Raw genomic sequence first — 26,683 nt, 5'->3', positions numbered from 1 at the left:
GGACTGATGGGAGGGATACGAATTACCCTCCCAGCTCCCCTTCCATCGCCTCGACCGTTTCACTGACCTCCAGCCATTCCGCTTCGGTATCTTCGAGCTTGCCTTTCGCCTCTGACTGTTTGGCCAACAGCTCTTTCAAGCGGACTTTAGACCCATCACCGTACACAGCTGGATCGGCAAGCTCCGTTTCGAGATTACTTAGTATCTCATTCAGGGAATCCATCTGCTTTTCCAGTGCAGTCTGGCGCTTGCGGTATGGGCTCAGCTTCTGCCGTAGTGCTGCTTCTGCACGCTTGCGGGCTTTTCTGTCGTCGGCACTTTCTCCTACTGCGATGTCTGATTCAGCCCCTGGCGGATCCTCGGCATTCTGGATACCGGTCAACTGTCGCTTTGGCGCCTCAGTATCGTCTTTTCGGCGGTCTGCCAGCCAACTTTCGTAATCTTCAAGATCGCCCTGGTACTCCACAACGCGGCCATCATTAACCAACCAGAATTCATCAACTGTATTACGCAGCAAGTGCCTGTCGTGGGATACCACCACAATGGCGCCCTCAAAGTTCTGCAGGGCCATGGTTAATGCCTGGCGCATTTCCAGATCAAGGTGGTTGGTCGGCTCATCAAGCAAGAGCAGGTTCGGTTTTTGCCAGGCAATAACCGCCAGGGCAACTCGAGCTTTTTCACCACCCGAGAAAGACCGGATAGGACTTAAGGCCTCATCTCCATGGAAATCGAACCCACCCAGGAAGTTGCGAATGCTCTGTTCGGAAGCTCGCGGCGACAAGCGCTGCAAATGCAGAAAAGGACTGGCATCGAGGTCCAAAGATTCCAACTGATGCTGGGCAAAGTAGCCTATTGCCAAATGCTCACCACAGGTTCGCTCACCAGACAGCAGAGTGCTAGAAACGCCCTGTTCACCCTGCCCAAGCAAGGCATCCATCAAGGTGGATTTGCCGGCACCGTTCGGCCCCAACAGGCCTATGCGACTGCCCGGCAAAAGAGTCAGGTTAATGTTGCCGAGAATGGTGGTGTCACCGTGTCCCGCCTGCCCGTGCCTTATTGATAGCAGCGGGTTCGATACTTTGTCTGCCATCGGGAATTCGAAACTGAACGGCGAATCGATATGTGCAGGGGCAATCTTCTCCATCCGCTCCAACGATTTAACCCGGCTTTGAGCCTGGCGGGCTTTGGTGGCCTTGGCCTTAAAGCGATCAATAAAGCGCTGTATCTCTGCAATTCTCGCCTGCTGCTTTTCAAAACCTGCCTGTTGTTGCGCAAGCCTTTCGCCGCGTTGCAGCTCGAACCCAGAGTAATTACCCGTATACACCTCCAGCTTGCGCTGATCAAAATGCACCACATGGGTAGCCACCCGGTCCATAAAGTCCCTGTCGTGGGAAATGAACAATAGGGTGCCATCATAACGGCGCAGCCAGTTTTCGAGCCAAAGGCAGGCATCCAGATCCAGGTGGTTGGTTGGCTCATCAAGGAGCAGAAGATCTGAAGGGCGCATCAGTGCCTGAGCAAGGTTCAGGCGAATGCGCCAGCCACCAGAAAAAGCGGAGACAGGCCGGTCTGCATCTTCATTCTGAAAACCCAAGCCTCGCAACAGGGATTCTGCGCGCCTTGCGGCAGACCAGGCTTCATGTATATCCAACTCACCGTGAATGTGCGCAACGGCATTGTCGTCGCCCCGGGCTTCAGCTTGTTCAAGCTCTCGCTCAAGCCGACGCAAATCAATGTCTCCATCAAGAACGAAGTCTCTCGCGCTTCGCCCTGTTGCTTCAACTTCCTGCGCCATATGGGCAATACGGGTACCGCCAGGAAGTGACACACTACCCTGCTCGGGTGACAGTTGGCCCAGTAATAACTGAAACAGACTGGATTTACCGGCACCATTGGCACCCACAATTGCCACACGCTGGCCAGATTGCACTGTCAGAGCAACAGCATCTAGCAACCAGACGCCACCCCGTTGTAAACTGAGATCGGTTATCGTTAACATGTTGTCATATAATCAACGTGAAATTGTCAGAGTCGGTTCATTGCCCATGCCAGCCCGTTCTCAAGCCAACCAGGGTTTACCGTTAAAAACCATGGCGTTGCCGGCAGACCTGGAGCCAGACAACCCCCTTTGGCAATTTGCATTGGCGTTCTGGCAGCATTCGCTGGCGCAAGAAACGTGTCTGGCCTTACAAAATGAGGGCTGGAGCGTAACACGAATTTTATGCGCGGGATGGCTTGCACTCAACGGCAGGGCATATACCGGTATCGAAGAGGCTACGGTAACAGAGTGGCGCGATCGTGTAACCGGCAGCTTGCGAGCCATTCGCATGTCGGTGCCCAAGGCGCAGACAGCTTATAGTGCCCTGCGCACAAACCTGGCCAGCCTTGAGCTGGAGGCGGAGCGCATAGAACTGGCTATAACCTGGCGGTCTTTTTCAGCCCCCAAACTGGAACAACGCAACATGTACGTATGTGACGAGCTTATCCAGTCCAATCTTACCGCGGCCGCACCAGCAGCCGGCATAACGCAAGGCACCAGGCAGCGACTCAATACACTGGTCGATATTTTTTCCGCCTTTGCTTCGGGCGAGGTACAGCCATGCTGATCAAATGGCTTGTCCGGCTGGCGTTCCCGGCTCTTGGGCTACTAATGCTACTTATGTTCTTTGGTCTGAATGAAGCAGAGCAGGCATCGGAGCCTGTCGCCAAAGAGACCCAGTCAGGAATACCTGCGTTTGAAGGCTTGGTTCCTTCTCCAGTGCCAACTGAAGGCCCCGACATAGTATTCAAATGGCAGGATACTGATGGCAATTGGCATTACGCCGATCAACCACCAGAACACGGACCCTGGAACACGCTGGCCATTGAAAGGATGGACAAGCAACGGTCGCCCTCGAGAATCTCGAACCCAGAGACCGACTGGCAATCTCCTTACAGCGCACCCTTCTCCCTTAGCCCTACTGGCGCCGTGAATAATGAAAGTTAAGGATCTAACAGCCCCGACAAGGAACAATCTGTAGCGCCTTAACAGATGTTCAGTGGAATCTGCGCTCAGAACCCGTTACCTTTTCCCACCTGATAAACACAATACGTGGGCCACGGCCCTCTCCGCTATAAAACCGTCATAACCCAAAAGGATGATGTAATGAAGAAAACGCTGCTTGCATTGGCGATAACCGGCTTGGTTGCCGGCTGCTCAACTCCTCCTGAAACTCCGGCGGATCCAAAGCTGGACTCTACCGATCAGAAGGTTAGCTATGGCATGGGCCTGGTACTGGGCGAACGCATGGGCAACGACCTGCCAAACCTGCAAATGGATCAGTTCCTTCAGGGTATCCAGCATGGACACGCAGGCGATGACGAAACCAAGCGCATGAGCCGTGAAGAAATCCAGCAAGCACTGATGGAATACCAGCAGACTCTGCAGGAAGAGCAGGGTAAGCAAATTGAAGAGCTGGCCCAGAAAAACCGCGAAGCCGGTGATACCTTCCTTGCCGAAAACGCTGAACGCGACGGCATAGAAACAACCGAATCCGGCCTCCAGTATGAAATTCTGGAAGAAGGCAATGGCGTTAAACCTGGTGCAACCGATATGGTGCAGGTGCACTACACCGGCGAACTGCTCTCTGGTGAGGTTTTTGACAGCTCCCGTGAACGCGGCGAGCCTGTGACCTTTGGCCTGAACCAGGTCATTCCGGGCTGGACAGAAGGCCTGCAGCTAATGAGCGAGGGTGCCCGTTACAAGCTATACATCCCTTCTGACCTGGCTTACGGCCCAGGCGGAAGCCGAGCGATTGGCCCTAACGAAACCTTGGTGTTTGATGTAGAGCTGCTAGCCATTAACCCGGATGCAAACGAAGAAGGTTCTGCCTCCGAGTAATCCGAAAAGCCGAGCTTCAGCTTGTCTGAAGCCACAAAAAAGCCTCAGAGCGTTCGCGCTACTGAGGCTTTTTTTTAATCCCTTCAGATGTCTGAACAGTTCAGACCGATGCGACTTTATCTGCATGCACAGTATGGAGGTGCTGTATCAGGAAGTCCTCCATTTCAAATCGGCTCTCCAGGGTTTCACCCAGATGAGAAAGCTGTTCAAACAGGGCTGTGATGCCCTGTTCGGATAAATCGCCCTCCCCCAACTGATCGTTGAAGTTGAGTGCCACCTCTGTGGTTTCCTCAATGCGGGGGTATACCTTGCCTGCCAGTTCCAGACCTCCGTCGTTGAACTCCCGGGCCTCCCTGACCAACTGCTCATATATTTCGAAATGGCCTGTCGAAACATAGTCCACCAATACCTCGCACAGGCGAACAAACTTTTGTTTCAGAGCTTCGGTTTGCGAGAAGTCGCTTTCTGCAGACAAATCGCAGTAATGAACCAGCAACTCCTGGCGGTCCTTTAGCCAGCGATCAATAAGCTCGCTGACGCCACCCCAGCGTTCCCTGGCATTTCGGCAATTTTCCAACATGACACCCGCTCTCCGCTTGGAAACCCTAACAATGGGCCTGACGCTGATATTGGCTAAGTCCGGATCAAGTTACCCTATGCTGGCCACCGGCCGCAACCGTTTCAGGTCACCAGCCAGGTTTTCACGCGCCCCCGGTGGAAGAGCATCGTCAGCCCCATAATCACTAACAGGACAAAAAACACAGCACTCCATCCGGGAATGCTCAAACCAAGAAAGCGCCAAACCACGGCAGCGCAGTCTCCTGTGCCTTTGAGTGCCGTAGACAACACTTCCATAAAAGGCAGCACCTCCAGCATATAGTCCACAGAGGGGCCACAGGCAGGCACCTGATCAGCAGGCAAGTTCTGCAGCCACAACTGGCGACCCGCCACGCCCAGCCCGGCACCTGCCGTTACTGCCAGCAGCAAGCCGTATACACGCACCCCCACTTCCCCGGGGCCATGCAACGCCGCCAGCAAGCTCACCAGACCCACGCCCATAAAGCCAAAGCGCTGGAGCCAACACAAGGGACAGGGCTCAAGCCCCATTACGTACTCCATATAAAACGCCACACCCAACAACCCGGCGCAGACAACAAAAATGAGTGCAAAAATTGCTCTTACTTTCACAAAGATTCCTCAGTTTTACACAAATGCGCTGTCCAGCCTGCTATTCTCGGCTTATCCGGCGGAACCGCTGCTGATTTTGTCACTAAACCCTAAACCATAACGAACTGCAAGCCTATGACACCCCAGCCAAAATTCGCTCTATTCAGTATCGCCCTACTGCTTTTTGCACTCTCCACAGCCTGGGCGGAAGAAGCTACCAACGAGGAAGGGGAAACCACCGAAAAATCAGGTACCACGGATTATATTGCCATGGACCCTGCCTTTGTAACCCATGTTGGCACCCCGGGTAGCAAGCTGACTTACCTGAAAGCAGCGGTGAGCCTCAGAGCCTCTCAGAAGACAACACGATCTGCTGTGGAAGCCCACATGCCACGGCTGCGCCATGAACTTGTAATGCTGTTTGGTGAGCAGACAGATACGGCCACGCTGACCACGATGGAAGGCCAGCAAGCGCTGCGAGAAGAAGCCAAATCACGAATAAACGGGGTGCTGGAAGAACAGCAAACCGGCGAAGCCATTACCGGCGTGCTGTTTACAGAATTTGTTGTACAGAAGTAGTACAAGCTAAGCGCGAACTGATACAGAACCAGCGCGCTTCAGGCAATCCGGGAGTACAGGCCGTTATCCCCGAGGGCATTTTCTTCCCGGACAACCTCACCGGCATCCTCCCAGCCAGATTCCCAGGCGGCTACAACAACTTCGCCACGATAGGGGCAGCGAGTTTTGTCCATTCCCATGGACGCTGCCATATATCCCTGGCGATAGGCTTTGTTCAGCGCTTCAACATCCCAGCCGAGCTTTATATCCCTTGCCATGCCAATTCTCCCTTAAGCCAATGCTAATGAATCTAGCACCAGCGTCAGAAAGTGACAAATATTTGCACACCTTCTGTGAAGCAGGCCCGCGGATTTTACAATTCTGCAAAATCCGCATTTTTCAAAAGCAATAGCCCATTCCGGTCAGGAGCGCAGATACTGCTCCAGAAAATCACTGAACGCCAAAGTATCTGAGGCTTCAATCTGTTGCTGCTGCGTCAGTGAGTCCTTGGCCGCGGCGACAAATGAAGCTTTTACGCCAGTATCCATACCTTCCTTGCGAAGCATATTCTGGTGCTTGAGAGCCATGTCCATTGTCCAGTCCCGGTGGCCGAGTCCAGACGCCTGCATCGCATCAACAACCCTGGCAGACGGCACCTGACGATCACCCGACAGAACACTTCGCTGGGCTGATAGAGCCTTGCGATAAACCTCTCCACCGTTCCAGCCATCCAGTATTTCAGCCAGCGGTTCAAGACCATCCAGAATCGCTGTTGCAGCTTCACCAACGGGCGTGCGCTCACCCGCTCGGCACAGCTTGAGCTCATGATGACGCCCGTTGGAGACAACGTCTTTGTAGTTGTCATCCAGCAAGACGCACTCCGCATCGCTGATTTTCGGCGATTCGGACAACAAGCAATCCAGCAGAAAGAGATCAAGAAAGTCGACCTGGGCCTCGCTGACACCCACTGGGGAGAAGGGATCGAGATCCAGGCAGCGCACTTCAATGTACTCTACACCGCGGGATTCGAGCGCGTGAATCGGCTTTTCTCCGCTTCGGGCAGTGCGCTTGGGACGCACGGCGCTGTAATACTCATTTTCAATCTGCAAAACGCTGGTGTTGATCTGGATAAACTCTCCATCACGCTGCGTGCCAATCGCTTCGTATGCCGGCCAATTGGTATGAATGGCTCTATCCAGTGTTTGGGTATAGGTGCTGAGCTTGTTGAAACAGATATTCAACGATGACTGAGCGTTGTTGTGATAACCCAGGTCACTCATGCGTAACGAGGTGGCTGTCTCGCCAAACCAGCTCCGCTCACCGCATCTGGCCAGCTCATGACGCACGCCGTCTACAAAGCTCGCATCCAGGGCCGGTGAGGCGCCGAACAAAAGCATCAGCAACCAGCTTCTGCGGCGGAAATTGCGAATCAGCCAAAAATACTGATCGGACTTGAAGTCCTTCATGTTTTGCTGGTCACCCAGCGCGCGCTGCCAGATTTCCATAAAGCTGTCCGGCAACGAAAGGTTGTAGTGAGTGCCGGCGATGCTTTGCATCATCCGCCCGTACCTCACCGCTAACCCCTGACGGTATACATGCTTCATCCGCCCGGTATTGGACGAGCCATACTCGGCAATGGGGATACTGGCATCGCCATTCAGCTCACAGGGCATACTGGCCGGCCAGAAAACCTCATCTCCCAGATTCTGTTGTACGAACCGATGGGTGTTGCGCAGGGACTCCATCATCTCAGACGTGCTGCTACAAACGGGTGTTATGAGCTCCAGCAAGGCTTCGGAATAGTCCGTTGTGATGGTCGGGTGCGTGAGCGCAGAGCCCAAGGCCTCCGGATGTGGTGTTTGCGCGATGAAACCGTTGCGGTCAACGCGCAAACCTTCTTTCTCTACCCCTTTCAGAAACCCGTTCCAGTCGCTGGCTGCGAACTGGCGGAATACAGAGTGGCGGGATTCAGCCATGATTGACTCCTGCTGCAACCGGCGGTGCCTTGTGGGCGGTGCCGGCTGTTGGATATATTTTAAACGAGCTAACGCTTGTCTTTACGAGCCGACGCAAATGCCTGAGCCAATGCGCCCCCCATGGCACCCTGCCCGGCGTTCTGACCAGCACCCTTATTCTGGTTCTGTGGTGCTGGTCGGCCTGCCGGCTGCCCCGCACGGTTGCTGGCTGACTTGCCCGGCGCCGAGCGCTTCGACTCCGACTTTTCACCTGGCTGGTCGTCCATACGCATGGAAAGTGCAATCCGCTTGCGAGGGATATCCACCTCCATCACCTTGACCTTAACAATATCCCCGGCCTTGACGACTTCCCGGGGGTCTTTGATAAAGGTATGGGAAAGTGCCGATATATGCACCAGCCCATCCTGATGGACGCCAATGTCTACAAACGCGCCAAAATTCGTCACGTTGGTAACAGAACCTTCCAGAATCATGCCTGGTACGAGATCGCCCAGTGTTTCCACGCCTTCTTCAAAGCTTGCAGAGCGGAATTCAGGGCGCGGGTCACGGCCAGGTTTTTCAAGTTCGGAGAGAATATCCCGAATGGTCGGCACACCGAACTGATCTGTTACGTAATCCTGGGGATTCAGACCTCGCAAGAACGCGGAATCGCCAACAATGTTATCAACTTTCCGGTTATTCTTTGCCGCAATGCTCTCAACCACTCCGTAAGCTTCCGGGTGCACCGATGAGCGGTCCAATGGATTCTCACCGCTGGCGATGCGCAGAAAGCCTGCAGCCTGCTCAAACGTGCGTGCGCCAAGCCTGGGCACTTTCAACAGCTGTTTGCGGTTGCGGAACATGCCGTTCTGGTTGCGGAATTCGATGATATTCTGCGCAATGGTCTGATTCAGACCCGACACCCTTGCCAACAACGGTGTGGAGGCTGTGTTCAGATCAACGCCAACACCATTCACACAATCCTCAACCACTGCGTCCAGGCTGCGGGAAAGCTGAACCTGAGATACGTCGTGTTGATACTGGCCAACTCCAATTGACTTGGGTTCAATTTTCACCAGTTCGGCCAGTGGGTCCTGCAACCGCCGGGCAATGGAGACAGCACCACGGATGGTCACATCCAGATCGGGCAATTCCTTGGACGCAAACTCGGAAGCAGAATAGATTGATGCTCCAGACTCACTCACAACAATGCGCGCCAGTTTTAGCTCCGGGTAACGCTTGGTAAGATCGCCCACCAGCTTTTCGGTCTCACGGGAAGCTGTGCCATTACCGATGGCCACCAACTCAATTTTGTATTCACGACACCAGGCTGCGAGTTTTTCGATTGAGCTGTCCCACTGATTTTTAGGCGCGTGGGGAAAAATAGCCCCATGCCCTGCTACCTGGCCGGTGCCATCAATGATGGCAACTTTCACACCAGTGCGTAGCCCAGGGTCCAGGCCAAGGGTCGGACGGGGCCCAGCGGGCGCCAGCAACAGCAAATCTTTCAGGTTAGCAGCAAATACGTTGATGGCTTCGGTTTCGGCCGCTTCACGTACCTGGGTCATAAGATCTGTTTCGATCTGAGTGGACAGCTTTACCCGCCAGGTCCAGCGCACCACTTCTGACAGCCATTTATCGGCGGCACGGCCGTTGTCCCGGATGTTCCAGCGGGCTGCAATACGTTGCTCAGCGGGGTGCGGTTGACGGCGATCATCTTCCACATCGCCTACAGCCAGCGTGTAGGAAAGAATGCCTTCGTTGCGACCGCGCAGTATTGCCAGAGCACGGTGTGAAGGCACTTTTTTCAAGGGCTCTACATGATCGAAGTAATCCCGGAATTTGGCACCTTCGTTTTCCTTGCCCTCAATCACGGTGACTCTTAACTGGCCTTGCTGCCAGATGAGATCGCGCAGCTCACCTAACAGCTCTGCATCCTCGGCGAAGCGCTCCATCAGGATAAAGCGGGCGCCGTCGAGGGCAGCTTTGGTGTCTGCAACGCCTGCATCCGCATTGATATAACTTTCAGCTGTGGCTTCCGGCTCAAGGGTAGGATTGCCATACAACGCATCGGCCAGAGGCTCCAGACCTGCCTCCCGGGCAATCTGGGCTTTGGTGCGGCGTTTTGGCTTATAGGGTAGGTACAGATCCTCTAGCCGGTTCTTGGCATCCGCACTTTCAATGCTGCTACGCAGTTCGTCGGTCAGTTTACCCTGCTCCTCAATACTCTTGAGAATGGTGCTGCGACGATCTTCCAGTTCCCGGAGATAGCGCAGGCGCTCTTCAAGCGACCGCAACTGGCTATCATCCAGAGAACCCGTCACCTCTTTTCGGTAGCGGGCAATAAAAGGAACGGTGGAGCCTTCGTCCAGCAGGGCGACGGTGGCATTAACCTGTTGCTCGCGTACGCCGAGTTCGTCCGCTATGCGCCTGGAGATACTGTTCATGCAACCTCTGTGATGCGTTTCTGATAAAGCAGCAAAGGTACAGCGGCTTACAGTTGCAGGCAAGCGGACTCGCCACGCTTGTTCAGGAATTGCACAAGGTCAACCCAGGGCATGGGGCGGGCATAATAGTAACCCTGTATTTCATCACAGTGCTGTTGGCGCAGAAACTCAAGCTGGCCTTCCGTTTCGACGCCTTCGGCGACCACACTGATCTGGAGACTATGAGCCAGGCTGATAATCGCACGGATAATGTGCTCGGCATCCGCAGACTTACCAAGATCCTGCACAAACGACTTATCAATTTTGACCAGCGAGATTGGTAGGTGTTGAAGATTACTGAGAGAGGAATAGCCAGTGCCAAAATCATCCAGGGCGAAACTGATACCCAGCTGGTTAAGCTCCCGCAGGCAACGTTGTGCGTATTCAGGGTCGTGCATCATTGCGCTTTCCGTTAATTCCAGTTCCAGCAAACTGGTATCAACGTTGGCATTGAAAATGATGCGAAATATCGTTTCTGTCATTTTTCTATCATGAAACTGGCGGAACGAAAGGTTCACCGCGAACACCAAACCGGGGTACCCGATTTCTGCAGACTCCTGCAGGCGCTTGCAGGCCTGCTCGATCACCCAATAACCAATCGGAACGATCAAGCCGCTGCGCTCGGCAACAGGAATGAACTCGTCGGGCCCGACCAAACCACGCTCTGGATGGTTCCAGCGCAACAGGCACTCAACACCACGCACCTCGTTACTGGCCAGATCGATTCTTGGCTGATAATACAGCTCCAGCTCATCGCCCCTGAGCGCATTGCGAAGGTCCGCTTCCAGTCTGAGTTGGTACCCGGCAGAAATGTGCAGCTGTCGGTCGTAAAAGCGGTAACTGCTACCAGGATCCCGCTTGGCCTCAAACATCGCCCGGTTTGCCCGGCGCATGAGGTTTTCGGGGCTGTCTCCGGACTCCGGAAAAGTAGCCACTCCCAGGCTGGCACTGACAACTACACTCTGGCTATCAATTGATATTGGCTCATCCAGCACCTGCACAATCTTGCGAATAATCTGGGTGATGTCCAAAGTATCTTCAAGCTTTTCAACAATAATGGCGAGTTCGTCTCCGCCGATGCGCATCAGAGAATCCACACGACGCAGCGCCAGTCGAACCTTAGCAGCTACTTTGATCATCAGCTGATCGCTTTTCTGATAACCAAAGGATTCGTTAATACTGCGAAAATCATCAATGTTGAGATGCAAAAGCGCCAGCCGGTGGTTCCCGCGCTGAGCCCTGTGTAACGCTTGCTGCAGTCTGTCAAAAAACAGATCCCGGTTAATGAACCCACTCGCCACCCCCCGACCCAAGAGGCTGTGGGCCGAGTTCGCCAACTGCTCCTGATACCAGAGGCATTTTACTGCTCGGCGAAAATTCCAGGAATCAAGTTCCTGACGACTCAAATAATCGGATGCACCACCAGAAATAAGGCTTGCCGCACGCTCACGGGACGTTTCCGCACCCAGCGCCAATATCGGCCGATCGCCGCTGGCAACCGCCAGATACTGCAAAAATGAGGATTCAGGGCCACCATGGAATGCAACATCCCAAACCAGAACATCGAACTTCGCGTTGCGGATAAGATCGTCACAATCCAAAAGCTCCGGACACCAGGTTAAATCCGTACGGATCTCAGGCTCATCCGCCAACAAAGCGTTGAGCCAGAGAAAATCGGTATAATCCGGTGTCAGAACCAGAAGACGAAGCTGGTCTGAGCCAACAGTTTCCAGTGGCAAGGTCATTAAGCAGAATCCATGGGTACGTGAACAACAATCCTGTTCTGTTAAAAGAATAGCTGATAGATCGACAAGGTACAGGAAGTCTGGCTGGTGTAGACTAATGTCCTAGTAAGACAACCCCCGTCTCAAACCATTCTGGCAATGTATTTGTGAACAAACTCAACCCGCGACAAAATGAAGCAGTCCGCTACACCGACGGCCCTTTGCTGGTGCTGGCCGGCGCCGGCAGCGGGAAGACCAGCGTAATCACCCGCAAAATCGCCTATCTGATTGAACACCTTGGCATTCCGGGGCGCCACATTGCGGCCGTTACATTCACCAACAAGGCGGCCCGTGAGATGAAAGAACGGGTGAGCCGGATTGTCGACCGTAAACTGGCTCGCGGATTGATTGTCTCCACCTTCCACAACCTCGGACTGAACATGATCCGGGAGGAACATGCCCACCTGGGCTACCACCCGGGATTTTCTATTTTCGATGCAGAAGATGCCAAAGCCCTGATACGGGACCTGATGCTTCGGGAGGCCAGCGCCGATGCCGGCGACGAGCTCAACGATGTTCAGATGACCATATCGTCCTGGAAAAACGCCTTGCGGGGGCCAGCGGAAGCCTACAGCAAAGCGGCGGATGAGCGGGAGCAGCGTATTGCCATTGTGTACAAGCATTATAACGAGTACCTGAAGGCATACAACGCGGTCGACTTTGACGATCTTATTTTGCTGCCCGTGCAGTTGTTCCGAAACAACCCCGAGGTGCTAGCCAAGTGGCGCAGAAAAATACGCTACATGCTGGTGGACGAGTACCAGGACACCAACATTTGTCAGTACGAACTGGTGAGAATGCTGGTTGCCGAGCGCGCGGCGTTCACCGTTGTTGGCGATGATGACCAATCCATTTACGCCTGGCGAGGGGCACGGCCAGAAAACCTGGCGCAATTGAAGGAAGACTTCCCGAGCCTGAAGATTGTAAAGCTTGAGCAGAACTACCGCTCCACATCGCGCATCTTGCGGGCTGCCAACACGGTTATTGCCAACAACCCTCACGTGTTTGAAAAGGCCCTTTGGAGCGACCACACCATCGGTGACGAAATCCGCATTGTACGGTGCCGTAACGAAGACGCAGAAACCGAAAGGGTGGCCACGGAAATCCTCGACCAAAAGTTGAAAAAGGGGCTGGCGTTCAAGGACTTTGCGGTGCTTTACCGAGGCAACCACCAAGCCCGGCTTTTGGAAATGAAGCTGCAGGCTTACCAGATTCCCTATCACATTTCGGGAGGGCAATCGTTTTTCTCAAAAAACGAAATCAAGGACGCCATGTCGTACCTGCGCCTGCTGATTAACCCGGATGACGACGCCGCATTCCTGCGAGTAGTGAATGTACCGCGGCGTGAAATCGGCCCTCGCACCCTTGAACAGCTGAGCCACTACGCCCGGGCGCGCAACGTCAGCCTGTTTAAATCCCTGAGTGACATGGGGGCGGAATCCCACGTAACCGAGAAGGGGCTGGACCGTCTGCGCCGCTTTGCCCACTGGGTGGATGTCACCTGCGAGCGCCTGCACAGCGAAAACCCGGTGCCGGTTATCAAGCAGCTGTTCACGGATATCGAGTATGAAGAATGGTTGCACCAGCACTCCGGCACGCCGAAACAGGCCGGACGCCGCATGGAGAACATCTGGTATCTGGTGGAGTCGATCCAGCGCATGCTGGAGGACGGCAAGGGCACTGCCGATGAGCTGGGCATAGAAGACGCCATCACCAAGTTGATTCTACGCGATATGATGGAGCAGCGAGAAGAAGAGGATGACAGCGATAAAGTACAACTGCTGACACTCCACGCATCGAAGGGCCTGGAGTTCCCTCACGTATTTATTCTGGGGCTGGAGGAAGAAATCCTGCCGCACCGATCCAGCATTGAAGAAGGCAACGTAGAAGAAGAGCGACGCCTGATGTACGTGGGCATTACCCGCGCAAAAGAAACCCTCACCCTGACCTACGCCGCCCAACGCAGGCAATATGGCGAAAAAATCGAAACTATTCCCAGCCGGTTTCTGGATGAACTGCCCCCGGACGACGTGCGCTGGGAGGGCACAGGCGATCTGGATGTTGAAGCGAACCAGAAAAAGGGCAAAGCAACCTTAAGCGCCCTGATTGGTGATTTAGGGTTATAAAACGCAAAAACCCCGCCGGAGCGGGGTTTTTGTAATAAAGATGCTGACGTTACTTACTCTCAGCCACTATATGCTCGACCGCAGCAACAATTTCTTCATCTGAACAGCTGGCACAGCCACCTTTAGCTGGCATGGCATTAAAGCCATTGATGGCATGATCGATCAAAGTATCCATGCCTTGGTCAATACGAGGAGCCCAGTCACCGGCGTTGCCGATAACCGGTGCACCTGCAGCGCCGGTGGTGTGGCATGCCAGACATACAGCACCATAGACTTCGCTACCTGAGCGAGGTCCGGAGCTTGCCGTTTGGGTAGCTGCCGCAGCTTCGCCACACTCTTCACCCTGCAGGCACACTTCGCCAACTGGCTGAATGCGCGCACGGATTTCATCATCAACACTTGCCATGACGGCACCGGCCGTAATGCCAAAACCAAGCAGTACGACAGCCAGGACTCTCTTCATCTTCACAATGCACCTCGCCTTTGAGCGTTATAATCTTTGGTTGCCGCATTATAGCGACTGAATCCCGGCAAAAAAACCGAATAGCAAAATCATAAATTGATTTCCACCATTTATATTGCCATTACGTAAGCGTGGAGACTCTTTCTGGCCATCCGGTTACCATGTTGCAGCTTACTCAGTATTTCCAGGATCCGACCCATGAATAACCCGGAGAAACCCTCCCCACATCCCCTGCGCAAGGCGCTGCTGATCACAGAGTTCAGCGCGCTGGCAGTGTTGCTGACATCGATGGGCTGGTTCTCAAGTCAGACAGATACCGGCCATAGTATCAATCCGGCGTGGCTGCTGATACCCGCTATTGCAAGCCTTGGTGTTTTCATCAGTTTTATTGGTCTTATGTATCTACGCTGGGTTGTGGCAGCAAGTGCCGAAAACCAGCTCCGACATAAGCTTGTTTTTGCGCTCTTGGCCCTCACCCTTATCGGAGTTTGGGTTTACGGCATTGCCAGTACCTGGCTCAGCCTCAATGCAACATAGAGAGACCTCGAATATGCTCAAACGCCCTTATGCCATGCTTTCAAAGGCAGCTGCGCTTGCCTGTCTGTGGCCAACACTGGCGGTTGCACAGGGGGATTCGCACGCCGGAGAACACGGGCTTTCCTCCCCGAAAGACTGCGCGCTGATAAACGAAGGCGTGCCGCGCCTAGCCTGTTACGACTCGTTCAATAATCCCAAAATGGCACGAGACACTGCACCGGAGCAACAGATTGAGGAAGCCGAGGAGGCCGCTGACAATTTAGCGCCTGACCGTCAGAATCTGGAGAATACGGGTACAGCATCAGACGAAGATGACCCTGACCGAAACGTAATGGGCAACATGGTGGATCGCAGCGTTAATGCAGAAAAAGCGCTGTTTTCCTTTTCAGGCAGTTTTATCAGCCACCGCCCCTCTTATATCCTCCCGGTTACCTGGATGGATGACACCAACCAAACACCAACCAGCCCCAGACTGGGGACGACAGGTTACGATTACGAACTCGAAAATGAGGAAGCCAAGTATCAAATAAGTTTCAAGGTTCCTTTGCTGACGGGCTGGCTGGAGGACCGCACGACGTTATGGTTCGGTTATACACAGCGTTCTTTCTGGCAGGTGTATAACAAGGATGATTCTGCGCCGTTCCGAGAGACCAACTATGAGCCGGAGGTTTTTTTGCGGCATCAGACCAACTGGAATCTGGGAGCGGTAACCCTGAGTGGTGTGACGATTGGGATGAATCACCAGTCTAATGGGCAGTCGGAGCCCCGTTCACGGAGTTGGAACAGGGTGAAAGCCAGCGCCGGCTTTACGAGTGGGCGCTGGCTATTTGTTGTTGAGCCCTGGTATCGGATTCCTGAAGACAGTAAAGATGATAATGAGGATATCGAGCGGTATCTTGGGCATGCGAACTACGGCGTGATTTATAAGCTTGCCGAGGATCGGACATTCTCTTTGAATCTGATGAACAATTTGCGTTCGGATAATCGCACGTCGGTGGAGTTTGGTTATAGCTTTCCGTTGGGGGGTACGATTAAGGGGTTCTTCCAGTATTACAATGGGTATGGGGAGAGTCTGATTGACTACAATCATCGGATTGAGCGGTTTGGGCTTGGGATTATGCTGAACGATTGGCTTTGAGTTTGGTGCCTGGCCGGGCTGCCGGTGGGGCGGCGGTCGGAAACACGCTGTGGATACGTCCGTGTACGCTTGGCTACGCCATCCATGGCTTCGCACAGTTTCCGACCGCCGCCCCACCGACATCCCAGCGCCAGATCAGGTGGCCGACCTAGCTTCCACTCACGGCCACTTAATCAATCGCAACTACTTATTCAACCGCTCCATTTCTGCAAGCAACTCTTCAGTTTTAGCCTTCATCAGTGGTATGTCAGCACGGGATTCCACGTTCAAGCGAACGACGGGCTCTGTGTTGGACATGCGCAGGTTGAAGCGCCAGTTGTCGAATTCCACGCTTAAGCCATCTACATAGCTCACGCTCTTTGCGTCGGCGCCGTATTTTTCTTCAATCGCAGCGATGACCTTAGGGGGGTTATCGATGGTGCGGTTGATTTCGCCGCTGGCCGGGTAGGCTTCGATTCGGGCGTCGATGAGGGATGAGAACGGCTTACCGGACTGGCACAGGCGTTCGGCGAGCAGCAACCACGGGATCATGCCGCTGTCGCAGTATGCGAAGTCGCGGAAGTAGTGGTGGGCGCTCATTTCCCCGCCGTATACGGCGTCTTCGTCGCGCATGCGCTGTTTGATGAAGGCGTGGCCGGTTTTGCTTTCGATGGCTTTGCCGCCAGCAGCCTCTACCAGATCCAGGGTGTTCCAGATCAGCCTTGGGTCGTGGATGACTTTGCCGGGGCCAGTTTTGCGCAGGAACTGATCTGCCAGCAGGCCAACGATGTAGTAGCCTTCAATGAAGCGGCCGTTTTCGTCGAAGAAGAAGCAGCGGTCGAAATCGCCGTCCCAGGCGATGCCCATGGCGGCACCGTGCTCGATGACGGCGTCGGCTGTGGCCGCGCGGTTTTCTTCGAGGATGGGATTGGGTACGCCGTTAGGGAAGTTGCCGTCTGGCTGGTGGTGCACTTTGATGAATTCAAAAGGCAGATGCTTTTCGAGTTGGTCGATCACCAGGCCAGCGCCACCATTGCCGGCGTTAACGACAATTTTCATGGGCTTCAGGGCAGCCGCGTCTACATAACCCAAAAGATGATCTATGTAGGCACTGGTGACTTCCAGTGGCTCATAACGCCCTTGCACCCGCGCATCCCCAAAGGGCTCTCGCACTCTGTCGCGGATGTCGTTCAGACCATTGTCAGAGCTGATAGGGCGGGATCCCGGCCCAACCATTTTCATTCCGTTGTGGTTTTTGGGGTTGTGGCTGGCAGTCACCATAATGCCGCCGTCCATTCCGTAATGGTTGGTAGCAAAGTACACGTGCTCTGTGCCGCACAAGCCAATATCGAATACATCCGCACCTGCGGCCATCAAGCCCGAGCTCAAGGCTTCAGTGATTTCGTGGCTTGAGAGGCGAATGTCGTATCCGACAATAACCTTCCTGGCGCCGGTGATTTCCACGTAGGCTCGCCCGATGCGCTCTGCCAGAACCGGGTTCAACTGCTCTGGAACACTGCCGCGCAGGTCATAGGCTTTGAAACAGGACAAATCCATTGTCTGGTTTACTCCGATGCAGAAGACTGAAGTTGGATATAGTTTTGGATGCCCATCTGGCTGATCATTTCAAGCTGGGTTTCCAGCCAGTCGATGTGTTCTTCTTCACTATCGAGGATGCTGCGGAACAACTCGCGACTGGTGAAGTCCTGCACTTCTTCGCAGTAGATAATGGCTTCTTTCAGATCCACATGGGCGATGTGTTCGATCTTGAGGTCGCAGGCGATCATTTCCTCAACGTTCTCGCCAATCATCAGCTTGTTCAGATCTTGCAGGTTGGGCAGGCCTTCCAGGAACAGGATGCGCTCGATCAACTGATCAGCGTGCTTCATCTCATCGATGGACTCTTCGTATTCCTTGGCCGCGAGTTTGGTGATGCCCCAATCTTTGTACATGCGCGAATGCAGGAAATACTGGTTGATGGCCGTCAGTTCGTTGGCAAGGACTTTGTTCAGATACTGGATGACTTTCTTGTCGCCTTTCATTGCAGCACTCCTTGATCTCAGCCGGCTCATTCTCCCTTCACTGACGAAAGGCCTGCCCGGCTGTTTGATTCGGGTTCGGTGAGCCTTCAACGCTCTGGTTGACTAACTCTCTCGTCACCCGACAAGGATAGCGCGTTACGGCGCATTACAAAATTGCAGAAAGGAAATAAAGGCCAGTCGGGTCAGGCGGGGCTTGCCAGCATGTTCGCCAGGGCCAGGTAATCCGGTGAGCGGCTTTCTCGCAGTATGCCCCGCGCCATACTGGCGCAACGCCCGCACTGGGTGCCTACGCCAAGCTCTTTACCAAGCTGACGCATCGAGGAAACACCATTATCTGCGGCTGCTCGGATGTCTCTGTCTGTCACTCCGTGGCATAGGCATACGTACATAATGCAATCTCACCATCAACACTAAAGATAGTGATAATTATTATCATTAGCATCAAAGATTGCAAGCGTGTTGTGTTAATTTTGTGCAACGGGTTGTTTCAGGCTTCGGCCTCCCGAGTCAGGTTGCGGCACCCTGTGTCGGTTACCACTACGTTGTCTTCTATGCGTATGCCGCCGCACCCCTGCAACTCATCAAGCAACGGCCGGTTGATGTGGTGCCCGAGTGGGCCAGATAGTAATGGCTCCAGCAAAGACGGTATGAAATACAAGCCTGGTTCGATGGTCACCACCATACCGGGCTCCAATGTGCGCGTGAGGCGCAGGAAAGGTGCATCGGCAGGGGGCGCTACCGGTTTGCCGGCCACATCGTGCACTTGCACGCCGAGGAAGTGGCCAATGCCATGGGGGAAAAAGGCCCGGGTAAGGCCTTCAGAAACCAACTCTTCATCGCTCAAGCCGTCCACTATCCCTGCTGCACTCAATAGTGCTGCAATGCCAAAGTGGGTTTTGCGGTGAATATCCAGGTAATCAACACCCGGGGCAACCATCTTGCAGAGCCTGAACTGCAATTGCTCAAGACCATGCACCAGTGCTGCAAATCGCCCTTCGCCAACACCCGCGGTGGTACGGGTAACATCGGAACAATAGCCCCGGTAGCGCACCCCGGCATCTATCAACAAGCTGCGGGATTTAACGGGTACTGCCGTATCGTAATACTGGTAGTGCAAAGTGCCTGCGTGCTCATTCACTCCAATAATGCTGCTATAGGGCGCCTCAGCTTCACGTTGCTGCGTTGCTCGCTGATAAGCAAGGTTGATTTCAAATTCACTGGCGCCCGCCAGAAATGCATCGCGAGCAGCATGATGGCCAGCCATTGCCAGTTTGTTCGCCTGGGCCAGGCAGGCTATTTCGTAGGCTGTTTTGTGCACCCGCGTTTCGTCCAGCGCTGCACATAGAGAACCGGGGTTTTCATCACCCGGCAAGCCTGCAAGCAAAGAAGGATCGCCAATAATCGCAAGCTGGCTCATTTCTTTCAGCTCAGGCGCCGACTGGCTTTCATTGAAGCGAAGATCAAACTTTTCCAGCCAAGGCTCCTGTGGGATTTCAAGGCTTGCATGCCAGAAATCCTCGGGCTTATGCAGAGAGAGCACTGGTTTTTTGCCTTTACGAATCAGTAGCCAGGCATGTTCAAAACCCGTGAGCCCTGTCCAGTGAAGGAAAGGTCCATAACCTTGGAACTGCCAGGCCTGATCATCACCGTAGCGCATGGGGGCAGCACCGGAACTGATCAGCAGGCCGTCATAACCGTGATCCTCCAGAACCTGTTCATAGCGCTTCTGCAGAATACCCACGTGATCAATCTGAAGAGATAGCAGGTCGGTTTCAGGCATGGTGGTTATCCAGTGTTTTCCAGAGGGTTAAAAGGTCTTCTGAACGAGGTTCCCGCAACCGGATCAAACGAATCTCCAGCGGCACATCCCAGCGCTCGTCGCCGGCTCGGGTCAAACTGCCGAACTGCTCGCTCTTTTCTGTCATCCGACTGGGCAGCCAACCCATACCAAAGCCCTGTTTCACGAGTGCTTTGATACTGGCCGATTGAGTATTCTCATTCAGCGGCAGCAGGTTTACGGATTGTTCGCAGCGTGACAGATGCGCCTCAATGGCAGATTGCAAAAAGCCCCGTGAGTGATAGGCAATCAGCGGTACGGTTTGGCCTGCGGCCCCCGGCAAGGAGAATCGGGGCTCACCGTTTTCTGCCACAACACTGACGGGGACCAATGACTCATTGGCCAGGGTGATAGATTCATACTCACCACGACTCAACCGGCCACCCCAAGGCAAATCCTGATGCCAATAACACAGCACCAGATCACATTCTCCACTATCCAGAGCATCCAGAAACTGCTCCCCGATCCAGCTGGTCGCCTTCAGGTTCAGCTGAAGCCTGTCTGCTACGCCCGCTGCACGGGCCCAGCTCTGGTAAAAGTGAGAAAACAGTCCCTGGGTTGAGCCCACACTGATTCGCGCAGAGACTTCTGCCTCCATACTGGCAATCTGCCCCCGAACGTCCCGAACGTCCCGAGTCGTTCGCTGGCAAAGCTCTAAAAACATCTCCCCGGCGGGTGTCAGAGACAAGGGCAATGTCTGCCGGTTAACCAGCGTGGCACCCATGGCCTCTTCAAGCAGTTTGATTCGGCGACTGAACGTGGGCTGATTTACGTGCTGCAGTTCAGCGGCACGGGAAAAATGGCGCGCACGGGCCAGCACCATGAAGTCTTCCAGCCAACGTATTTCCATGGGCTCCCCAGCGAATGACAGGTAAGTGTGCAGTAGGCGATTTCGATTAAGGCTTAATCGTTGGGCGCATCATAGCCTATTGCTACCGCACACTTAAAACCTGCTCGCTTACAGCCGCCCTTCCTCCACCGCATGGCAAGCTACTTGTGTGCCGCTATCCGTAGTGATCAATTGGGGTATTTGCTGGCGGCAGCGGTCATTGGCGTAGGGGCAACGACCATGAAACACACAGCCAGAAGGCAAGTTCACTGGCGTTGGCACTTCACCTTGCAGGCGAATGTAATTAGGCCTGTCGTCTTCCAGCTTGGGTATAGCCGAAAGCAACGCCTGGGTGTATGGGTGCCGGGGTTCGGCAAACAGAGTTTTTGTTTCTGCAAGTTCACACACGCGCCCGAGGTACATCACTGCCACACGGGTGCCGAAGTGCTCTACTACGGCCAGATCGTGGGTGATGAACAGATACGTTAGATTGCGGGTTTCCTGCGCCTCCATCAGCAGGTTCAGCACCTGAGCCTGAATGGATACGTCCAAAGCCGAAATAGGCTCATCCGCCACAATAAACTCAGGGTCTACCGCCAGAGCACGGGCAATGGCTATACGCTGACGCTGACCGCCGGAGAACTCGTGGCCAAACCGGCTACCCCAATCCGGGTCGATACCCACAGATGCCATAACCTCCTGCACCTTGCCGCGCACCTCATCTCGGGACAGCTCAGGACGATGGAAATGAATCGGTTCTTCCAACGTTTGTTGAATCGTCATGCGGGGATTCAGGGAGGCATAGGGGTTCTGGAAGATCATCTGCATTTTGCGGCGGTACGGCAGTACATCCCGGCCTTTGAGGTTGTCGATACGCTGGCCGTCGTAATGAACTTCGCCTGCGCTGGGTGATAACAACCCCATCACCGTTCGGGCAACCGTAGACTTGCCGCAGCCGGATTCACCCACCACACACAAAGCCTCACCTTTGTGCACCTGCAGATCCACACCGTTAATGGCATGAACGGCTTCCTGCTTGCGCTGGAATCGGCCGCCCTTGAAGGTTATCTGCTCGAGCAGGCTGCCAGACAAATCAAACCGTTTTTCCAGCCCGCGAATTTCTACCAACGGGGAGGTCATGATCCGGCCTCCTGCATGCGTTTCTCCTGCTCAATCAGATTGCTGACTTCGTAACACGCCACATCCACATTCCCCGATCGCACATACTCCGGCATGGTTTGCCGGCACTGGTCGGTTGCAAAATCACAGCGCGGGTGGAAGGGACAGCCAGTAGGTACGTTTTTAAGAGAGGGCATGGAACCGGGAATCTGGAATAAACGCGCACCTGGCTCGCCCATCTGCGGCAACGCATTAATCAGCCCTTGAGTGTAGGGATGCTGGGCGTCGTTAATAATTTCCCGCGTGGGGCCTTGTTCAATAATGCGCCCGGAATACATCACCAACATGCGCTGGGTGACTTGGGAAACAACACCCAGATCGTGAGTAATCAGCATCAGCGCCACATTTTCCTGTTCACACAAATCCAGCAGCAGCGCCATGATTTCCGCCTGAATGGTCACATCCAGTGCGGTAGTGGGCTCATCAGCCACGATAATTTCCGGGTCGAGCAGCAAGGCGATGGCAATGATCACACGCTGGCGCATACCGCCCGATAACTCGTGAGGGTACTGGTCGAGACGCTTTTCCGGCGAGGGGATCTGCACCTTGCGCAGCTTATCCAGTGCTATATCCCGCGCTGCCTTGGTGCTGATTCGGCGATGCGCCTTGATAGCTTCAACCATCTGGGTGCCAATGGTCAGCACCGGGTTGAGCGTCATCATGGGGTCCTGGAAGATCATGGCAATGCGATTGCCACGGATCTTGCGCAGCTCGCGCTCGCTCATGGCCGCCAAGTCCTTGCCTTCCAGCAAAATCTGCCCGCCAGCAATATAACCGGGGCGGGCAATCAGATTGAGGATCGAGAAGGCTGCAACCGATTTACCGGCACCAGACTCCCCTACCAATCCTAACCGCTCCCCTTTATCGAGGCTGAAGCTGATTCCGCGCAGGGCCGTGAGATCGCCACCGCGAACGGCAAAGCGAACATCCAGATTCTTTACTTCCAACAGTGGTGTGTCGCTTTTCATAGTTAGCCCTTGTACAGCCGTGGGTTCATCACATCCCGTAACCAGTCACCCAAAAGGTTGATGACCAGTACGAGCACGACCAGCACCAGGCCGGGAATCAGAGTTATCCACCAGGAACCGCTTTGAATGTAATCAAAGCCGGATTTGATCAGAGAACCCAACGACGGCTGGGTTTCAGGCATACCCAAGCCAAGGAACGACAGAGCCGCTTCGGAAATAATCGCGTTAGCAATCTGCACCGTTGCGATAACAAAAATTGGCGACAGCGTGTTGGGCAGAATATGACGGAACATGATGCGGTTGGTGCGAAAGCCCATCACCTTGGCCGCATCTACGTACTCTTTCTTTTTCTCCGCCAGCACAGACGCCCGAACGGTTCGGGCAATTTGCGGCCATTCAGCTACACCGATAATAAAAATCAGCATGTAAATGGCGATTTCACCAAACATCAGGTTGCCGAAACTGGCCTTGAACACCGCGCCCACAATGATGGCAACCATCAGGGTGGAGAAGGAAAGCTGAACATCTGCAATCCGCATCAGGATAGAGTCGACTTTGCCGCCCATGTAGCCCGCCAGCAGGCCGAACAATATACCCAGCACCGCCTGCAGCACCACCGCGCCAAAGCCGATCAACAAGGACACCCGTGTACCGTAAAGAATGGTAGAGAGCATATCCCTGCCCTGGGCATCAGTACCCAGAGGGAAGGCCGGATCAGCCCCGGACATACCCACCGGCGGCAGTTCCGAGTTCATGATATCGATCTGCGCCAGGTCGTAAGGATTCGTTGGCGCGAACAGTGGCGCGAATACAGCTGCAAACACCATCAAAAGCAAAACGATAAAGCTGGCAATCGCCACCTTGTCGCGCTTGAAGCTGTACCAAAGGAAGGACTCGCGAAAGCGATTCCAGCGGGAGAGGGTCGCCGTTGTCATGCTTTCTTACCTGTCAGTTTCACCGTGGGGTTCACCAGCCCGTAAACCAGGTCCACCAGTGTGTTAGTGATCACGAAAATCAGCCCCACCACCATCAGGTAGGCGACGATCAGAGGAATATCGCTTCGGGTAATGGCTTCCAGAAACATCAACCCAACGCCGGGCCACTGGAACACGGTTTCCGTAAGAATTGTGTAAGCCACCATAACACCCACCTGCACACCACCTACGGTAATGACTGGCAACATGGTGTTCTTGAGAGCATGGAGAAAGTTAATGCGTGCCGAGCTCAGGCCTTTTGCCCGGGCATAACGAATGTAATCGCTTTGCAGCACTTCCATCATTTCTGCACGGATCAGGCGGATAAACAGCGGCAGCATGATGGATGCCAAGGAGACGCAGGGCAATACGAGATGCATCAGCCCGAGCTCTGAGAAAAAGCCGGAATTCCAGGTTCCAAAAAGGTGCTTCAGGTCATCGCCACGCCCGTAGGAGGGCATGCCGCCATCAGTACTCAAGGCACCGTTCAGCCACTGGCCCCAACCGGAATCTACAGGAAACCACTCAACGGTAATGCCAATGGAATATATCTGGATAAGAACAATGGCCGTAAGAAACACAGGAATGGAGATTCCTACCGTGCTCACGCCCATGAAAAACTTGGCCAACCAGGCCTGAGGCCGGATGGCGGCATAAACGCCAATGGGTACAGACAACAGCATGATGATGAGGCTGGCACCGATCACCAACTCCAGAGTGGCCGGCAGATGCTCTGCAATCACTGTGAGCGTTGGCTTGCCGTAAAAATAGGAGTTGCCCAAATCGCCCTGAATGGCTTTGCCCGCAAAGCGCAGGTACTGAACCACCATGGAATCATTCAGCCCCAGTTCTTCACGCAGGGCTTCGCGCTCCTCCATGGAAACAGACATGCCGACCATTTCCTGAAGCGGGTCACCAAGGCCATCCTGAATGGCAAAGGCGATCACACTGATCACGAACATGACCAACACTGCCTGGGAAATGCGTTGAACCAAAAACGCTAACATGCAGGAATTACCACTGATGAGTATTTAAAAAGCCTCTCTCCCTTTACCTAACGAAAGGCGGGAGAGAGGTTGGAGAGAGGGGGGCAGTTTTCCCCTTTACTCTACGACCAGATCACCCAGATAAGGGAAGTTCATAACGTTCAGAATCGGCTCAATCTTCACGTTCTTCTTGCTGGCCCAAGCCAGATCCTGCCAGTGCAGCGGAATGAACGCGGCATCGTCGTATAGGCGCTGCTCAACTTCCTGCAGCATGGCGGTGCGCTTGGCAATATCGGTCTCTACGCTGGCTTTTGCTACCAAGGCGTCGATTTCCGGGTTGCAGTAGTTACCGGCGTTGTACTGGCCTGCGCCACTGCCCGCTTCTGTGCAGAAGGTCAGAAACTCGTAGAAGTTGGCAGAATCTTCCGTATCTGCGTGCCAGCCAATCAGCATCATGTCGCCAGAACGGTTATCAAACTCCGGCCAGTACTGAGCTTTTGGCAAAGTCTTCAGATCCACTTTGATGTTGATACGGGCCAGCATGGCAGCTGCTGCCTGCGCGATCTTGTCATCGTTCACGTAGCGGTTGTTCGGCGCCATCATGGTGATGGTGAAGCCGTCTTCATAGCCGGCCTCTTTCATCAGCTGTTGGGCCTTTTTCACGTCATAGCGTGGTTTCAAGGATTCGTTGTAACCCTGGTAGCCAGCCGGTGACAGCTGAGCTGCAGGTGTGGCAAAGCCTTTCATGATCTTGGCTGCAATGCCTTCCTGATTGATGGCATAAGCGACCGCCTGGCGAACCTTTGGGTTCTTGAAGGCTTCAACCCGATCCTGATTCATGTGAAACAGGATGATGCGGGTACCGCTCATGGTAACCAGCTCCGAGTTCTTATCACGCTTGATGCGATCAAGATCGGTAGGTGGTACCGGGGCGATAAAATCCACACCGCCAGACAGCAGTGCCGAAACCCGCGTATTGTTCTCTTTGATTGGTGTCAGCACGATTTTCTTTACGTTACCTGGGGACTCTTCATCCCAATAGTTCGCAAAGCGCTCAAATTCCATACGCACGCCCTGCTGGCGGGATGTCACCTTGTAGGGACCAGTACCTGACAGATTACCGGAAGCAAAAGAGTTACCGTGCTTCAGGATAGCGCCCTTCATCTTGCCGTCTTCTGTTTCACCGGAATAAAACTCGCTGTCCAGCGGGAAGATGTAGGTGGCGGTATTGAGCAGTAGCGGAAATGGCTCGCTGGTTACCAGTTCAAAGGTGTAATCGTCAATAATATTAATGCCACTAAAGGGCTTGAAGATGGCTTTGAAGTCCTGGCTTTCCTTCAGGCGATCGTAGGTGAACTTCACATCTTTGGTGGTGAGTTCGTTGCCGGAATGGAACTTCACCCCCTCACGCAGCTTGAAGCGCATGGTGTTCTCATCAACACGCTCCCAGCTTTCAGCAAGGCGGGGCTCAAAATCGAGGTCTTTGGTCCAGCGTACTAGCGGATCAAAAGACATATGGGATAGCTGCAGAATGCCGCCGGAGAGCTGCTCATGAATATCGAGGGTTACCGGATCGGCGTCGTACGCCATTTTAAGCTCTTTTGTCGCCTCAGCAGACAGAGCAACTGGCGCGCTAGCCAGCGCAAGGGAACCAATAAAAGCTGCGAGTAGTTTTTTCATTGCGTTTTCCGTCGTTGTTTTACGAGTTTTTACGGCGCACCGAACCTCGGGCGCACCGGACGCCTGTATTAGAAACTAGTCCCGGAAACTACTTACGGCAATCGAAATTACAACT

25 protein-coding genes are annotated in these 26,683 nt (G+C 54.1%); 7 read left to right on the top strand and 18 right to left on the bottom strand.

Annotated features, from left to right (window positions below):
* Positions 1–22 precede the first annotated feature (22 nt).
* A complete protein-coding gene (locus tag RG807_RS11240) occupies positions 23–1,999 on the bottom strand; it encodes an ATP-binding cassette domain-containing protein (protein ID WP_309044970.1) in 1,977 nt (658 codons plus the stop codon).
* Positions 2,000–2,045: 46 nt separating this feature from the next.
* Between RG807_RS11240 and RG807_RS11235 the strand changes: the two genes are divergently transcribed.
* From RG807_RS11235 to bamJ, 3 genes are all read left to right on the top strand, one after another.
* Positions 2,046–2,606 carry a TIGR02444 family protein gene (locus RG807_RS11235; RefSeq protein ID WP_309044969.1) on the top strand — a complete coding sequence of 187 codons (561 nt, stop codon included), beginning with the start codon at positions 2,046–2,048 and terminating at the stop codon, positions 2,604–2,606.
* Positions 2,600–2,986 (top strand): DUF4124 domain-containing protein, encoded by a 387-nt coding sequence (locus tag RG807_RS11230; RefSeq protein WP_309044968.1) that lies wholly within the window; start codon positions 2,600–2,602, stop codon positions 2,984–2,986. The genes RG807_RS11235 and RG807_RS11230 overlap by 7 nt, the downstream gene beginning before the upstream one ends.
* Before the next feature lie 159 nt (positions 2,987–3,145).
* Positions 3,146–3,880 (top strand): BamJ family beta-barrel-assembly machinery protein, encoded by a 735-nt coding sequence (gene bamJ / locus RG807_RS11225; protein ID WP_309044967.1) that lies wholly within the window; start codon positions 3,146–3,148, stop codon positions 3,878–3,880.
* Between the two features lie 100 nt (positions 3,881–3,980).
* Here the strand turns inward: bamJ and rsd are convergent, their stop codons facing one another.
* Positions 3,981–4,460 carry a sigma D regulator gene (gene rsd / locus RG807_RS11220; protein WP_309044966.1) on the bottom strand — a complete coding sequence of 160 codons (480 nt, stop codon included), beginning with the start codon at positions 4,458–4,460 and terminating at the stop codon, positions 3,981–3,983.
* 101 nt (positions 4,461–4,561) lie between these two features.
* Positions 4,562–5,068 carry a disulfide bond formation protein B gene (locus tag RG807_RS11215; protein WP_309044965.1) on the bottom strand — a complete coding sequence of 169 codons (507 nt, stop codon included), beginning with the start codon at positions 5,066–5,068 and terminating at the stop codon, positions 4,562–4,564.
* 114 nt (positions 5,069–5,182) lie between these two features.
* Here RG807_RS11215 and RG807_RS11210 point away from each other — a divergent pair, with 114 nt between their 5' ends.
* Positions 5,183–5,626, top strand: a complete 444-nt coding sequence (locus RG807_RS11210) for a flagellar basal body-associated FliL family protein (RefSeq protein ID WP_309044964.1) — start codon at positions 5,183–5,185, stop codon at positions 5,624–5,626.
* 38 nt (positions 5,627–5,664) lie between these two features.
* Here RG807_RS11210 and rmf read toward each other — a convergent pair whose 3' ends face one another.
* The 4 genes from rmf to RG807_RS11190 form a co-directional block, all read right to left on the bottom strand.
* A complete protein-coding gene (gene rmf / locus RG807_RS11205; RefSeq protein ID WP_309044963.1) occupies positions 5,665–5,883 on the bottom strand; it encodes a ribosome modulation factor in 219 nt (72 codons plus the stop codon).
* A gap of 144 nt (positions 5,884–6,027) precedes the next feature.
* Positions 6,028–7,581 carry a glutamate--cysteine ligase gene (gene gshA / locus RG807_RS11200; protein ID WP_309044962.1) on the bottom strand — a complete coding sequence of 518 codons (1,554 nt, stop codon included), beginning with the start codon at positions 7,579–7,581 and terminating at the stop codon, positions 6,028–6,030.
* A 68-nt stretch (positions 7,582–7,649) separates the two neighbouring features.
* A complete protein-coding gene (locus RG807_RS11195) occupies positions 7,650–10,007 on the bottom strand; it encodes a Tex family protein (RefSeq protein ID WP_309044961.1) in 2,358 nt (785 codons plus the stop codon).
* Positions 10,008–10,054: 47 nt separating this feature from the next.
* A complete protein-coding gene (locus tag RG807_RS11190; RefSeq protein ID WP_309044960.1) occupies positions 10,055–11,791 on the bottom strand; it encodes a putative bifunctional diguanylate cyclase/phosphodiesterase in 1,737 nt (578 codons plus the stop codon).
* A 146-nt stretch (positions 11,792–11,937) separates the two neighbouring features.
* Between RG807_RS11190 and rep the strand changes: the two genes are divergently transcribed.
* The gene (rep, locus tag RG807_RS11185) at positions 11,938–13,956 is read left to right on the top strand and encodes a DNA helicase Rep (RefSeq protein WP_309044959.1); all 2,019 of its coding nucleotides are present in this window, start codon (positions 11,938–11,940) and stop codon (positions 13,954–13,956) included.
* Positions 13,957–14,005: 49 nt separating this feature from the next.
* Here rep and RG807_RS11180 read toward each other — a convergent pair whose 3' ends face one another.
* A complete protein-coding gene (locus tag RG807_RS11180) occupies positions 14,006–14,419 on the bottom strand; it encodes a c-type cytochrome (protein WP_309044958.1) in 414 nt (137 codons plus the stop codon).
* A 198-nt stretch (positions 14,420–14,617) separates the two neighbouring features.
* Here RG807_RS11180 and RG807_RS11175 point away from each other — a divergent pair, with 198 nt between their 5' ends.
* Positions 14,618–14,956 (top strand): hypothetical protein, encoded by a 339-nt coding sequence (locus RG807_RS11175; RefSeq protein ID WP_298453062.1) that lies wholly within the window; start codon positions 14,618–14,620, stop codon positions 14,954–14,956.
* Positions 14,957–14,969: 13 nt separating this feature from the next.
* Complete coding sequence (locus RG807_RS11170) at positions 14,970–16,094, top strand: phospholipase A (protein ID WP_309044957.1); 1,125 nt, start codon at positions 14,970–14,972, stop codon at positions 16,092–16,094.
* A gap of 183 nt (positions 16,095–16,277) precedes the next feature.
* Here RG807_RS11170 and RG807_RS11165 read toward each other — a convergent pair whose 3' ends face one another.
* From RG807_RS11165 to RG807_RS11120, 10 genes are all read right to left on the bottom strand, one after another.
* Positions 16,278–17,630, bottom strand: coding sequence for a phosphohexomutase domain-containing protein (locus RG807_RS11165; RefSeq protein WP_298453066.1), 1,353 nt, complete (start codon positions 17,628–17,630; stop codon positions 16,278–16,280).
* A gap of 8 nt (positions 17,631–17,638) precedes the next feature.
* Entirely contained in the window at positions 17,639–18,115 is a 477-nt protein-coding gene (bfr, locus tag RG807_RS11160) for a bacterioferritin (protein ID WP_298453070.1), read from the bottom strand.
* Between the two features lie 182 nt (positions 18,116–18,297).
* Positions 18,298–18,504 (bottom strand): bacterioferritin-associated ferredoxin, encoded by a 207-nt coding sequence (locus RG807_RS11155; RefSeq protein ID WP_298453072.1) that lies wholly within the window; start codon positions 18,502–18,504, stop codon positions 18,298–18,300.
* Positions 18,505–18,602: 98 nt separating this feature from the next.
* Entirely contained in the window at positions 18,603–19,895 is a 1,293-nt protein-coding gene (pepQ, locus tag RG807_RS11150; protein ID WP_309044956.1) for a Xaa-Pro dipeptidase, read from the bottom strand.
* On the bottom strand, positions 19,888–20,802 hold the full coding sequence (locus tag RG807_RS11145; RefSeq protein WP_309044955.1) for a LysR family transcriptional regulator: 915 nt from the start codon (positions 20,800–20,802) through the stop codon (positions 19,888–19,890). Before RG807_RS11145 ends, pepQ begins: the two co-directional genes overlap by 8 nt.
* Positions 20,803–20,910: 108 nt before the next feature.
* On the bottom strand, positions 20,911–21,921 hold the full coding sequence (locus tag RG807_RS11140; protein WP_298453081.1) for an ABC transporter ATP-binding protein: 1,011 nt from the start codon (positions 21,919–21,921) through the stop codon (positions 20,911–20,913).
* Positions 21,918–22,928: an ABC transporter ATP-binding protein gene (locus RG807_RS11135; RefSeq protein ID WP_309044954.1), complete on the bottom strand. Its 1,011-nt coding sequence runs from the start codon at positions 22,926–22,928 to the stop codon at positions 21,918–21,920. Before RG807_RS11135 ends, RG807_RS11140 begins: the two co-directional genes overlap by 4 nt.
* Positions 22,929–22,930: 2 nt before the next feature.
* Positions 22,931–23,863 carry an ABC transporter permease gene (locus tag RG807_RS11130; protein WP_298453087.1) on the bottom strand — a complete coding sequence of 311 codons (933 nt, stop codon included), beginning with the start codon at positions 23,861–23,863 and terminating at the stop codon, positions 22,931–22,933.
* Positions 23,860–24,909, bottom strand: coding sequence for an ABC transporter permease (locus RG807_RS11125; RefSeq protein WP_298453090.1), 1,050 nt, complete (start codon positions 24,907–24,909; stop codon positions 23,860–23,862). Before RG807_RS11125 ends, RG807_RS11130 begins: the two co-directional genes overlap by 4 nt.
* A 96-nt stretch (positions 24,910–25,005) precedes the next feature.
* Entirely contained in the window at positions 25,006–26,568 is a 1,563-nt protein-coding gene (locus tag RG807_RS11120) for an ABC transporter substrate-binding protein (protein ID WP_309044953.1), read from the bottom strand.
* Positions 26,569–26,683: the final 115 nt, after the last annotated feature.

Source organism: Marinobacter sediminicola (assembly GCF_031157525.1).
Taxonomy (GTDB): Bacteria; Pseudomonadota; Gammaproteobacteria; order Pseudomonadales; family Oleiphilaceae; genus Marinobacter; species Marinobacter sediminicola.
This window is presented reverse-complemented; position numbering and strand designations above follow the sequence as displayed.

Excerpts from the sequence above, each read along its gene's own strand:
- RG807_RS11240 (WP_309044970.1), bottom strand. The coding sequence starts at position 1,999 with ATGTTAACGATAACCGATCTCAGTTTACAACGGGGTGGCGTCTGGTTG.
- RG807_RS11235 (WP_309044969.1), top strand. The coding sequence starts at position 2,046 with ATGCCAGCCCGTTCTCAAGCCAACCAGGGTTTACCGTTAAAAACCATG.
- RG807_RS11230 (WP_309044968.1), top strand. The coding sequence starts at position 2,600 with ATGCTGATCAAATGGCTTGTCCGGCTGGCGTTCCCGGCTCTTGGGCTA.
- bamJ (WP_309044967.1), top strand. The coding sequence starts at position 3,146 with ATGAAGAAAACGCTGCTTGCATTGGCGATAACCGGCTTGGTTGCCGGC.
- rsd (WP_309044966.1), bottom strand. The coding sequence starts at position 4,460 with ATGTTGGAAAATTGCCGAAATGCCAGGGAACGCTGGGGTGGCGTCAGC.
- RG807_RS11210 (WP_309044964.1), top strand. The coding sequence starts at position 5,183 with ATGACACCCCAGCCAAAATTCGCTCTATTCAGTATCGCCCTACTGCTT.
- rmf (WP_309044963.1), bottom strand. The coding sequence starts at position 5,883 with ATGGCAAGGGATATAAAGCTCGGCTGGGATGTTGAAGCGCTGAACAAA.
- gshA (WP_309044962.1), bottom strand. The coding sequence starts at position 7,581 with ATGGCTGAATCCCGCCACTCTGTATTCCGCCAGTTCGCAGCCAGCGAC.
- RG807_RS11195 (WP_309044961.1), bottom strand. The coding sequence starts at position 10,007 with ATGAACAGTATCTCCAGGCGCATAGCGGACGAACTCGGCGTACGCGAG.
- RG807_RS11190 (WP_309044960.1), bottom strand. The coding sequence starts at position 11,791 with ATGACCTTGCCACTGGAAACTGTTGGCTCAGACCAGCTTCGTCTTCTG.
- RG807_RS11180 (WP_309044958.1), bottom strand. The coding sequence starts at position 14,419 with ATGAAGAGAGTCCTGGCTGTCGTACTGCTTGGTTTTGGCATTACGGCC.
- RG807_RS11175 (WP_298453062.1), top strand. The coding sequence starts at position 14,618 with ATGAATAACCCGGAGAAACCCTCCCCACATCCCCTGCGCAAGGCGCTG.
- RG807_RS11170 (WP_309044957.1), top strand. The coding sequence starts at position 14,970 with ATGCTCAAACGCCCTTATGCCATGCTTTCAAAGGCAGCTGCGCTTGCC.
- RG807_RS11165 (WP_298453066.1), bottom strand. The coding sequence starts at position 17,630 with ATGGATTTGTCCTGTTTCAAAGCCTATGACCTGCGCGGCAGTGTTCCA.
- bfr (WP_298453070.1), bottom strand. The coding sequence starts at position 18,115 with ATGAAAGGCGACAAGAAAGTCATCCAGTATCTGAACAAAGTCCTTGCC.
- RG807_RS11155 (WP_298453072.1), bottom strand. The coding sequence starts at position 18,504 with ATGTACGTATGCCTATGCCACGGAGTGACAGACAGAGACATCCGAGCA.
- pepQ (WP_309044956.1), bottom strand. The coding sequence starts at position 19,895 with ATGCCTGAAACCGACCTGCTATCTCTTCAGATTGATCACGTGGGTATT.
- RG807_RS11145 (WP_309044955.1), bottom strand. The coding sequence starts at position 20,802 with ATGGAAATACGTTGGCTGGAAGACTTCATGGTGCTGGCCCGTGCGCGC.
- RG807_RS11140 (WP_298453081.1), bottom strand. The coding sequence starts at position 21,921 with ATGACCTCCCCGTTGGTAGAAATTCGCGGGCTGGAAAAACGGTTTGAT.
- RG807_RS11135 (WP_309044954.1), bottom strand. The coding sequence starts at position 22,928 with ATGAAAAGCGACACACCACTGTTGGAAGTAAAGAATCTGGATGTTCGC.
- RG807_RS11130 (WP_298453087.1), bottom strand. The coding sequence starts at position 23,863 with ATGACAACGGCGACCCTCTCCCGCTGGAATCGCTTTCGCGAGTCCTTC.
- RG807_RS11125 (WP_298453090.1), bottom strand. The coding sequence starts at position 24,909 with ATGTTAGCGTTTTTGGTTCAACGCATTTCCCAGGCAGTGTTGGTCATG.
- RG807_RS11120 (WP_309044953.1), bottom strand. The coding sequence starts at position 26,568 with ATGAAAAAACTACTCGCAGCTTTTATTGGTTCCCTTGCGCTGGCTAGC.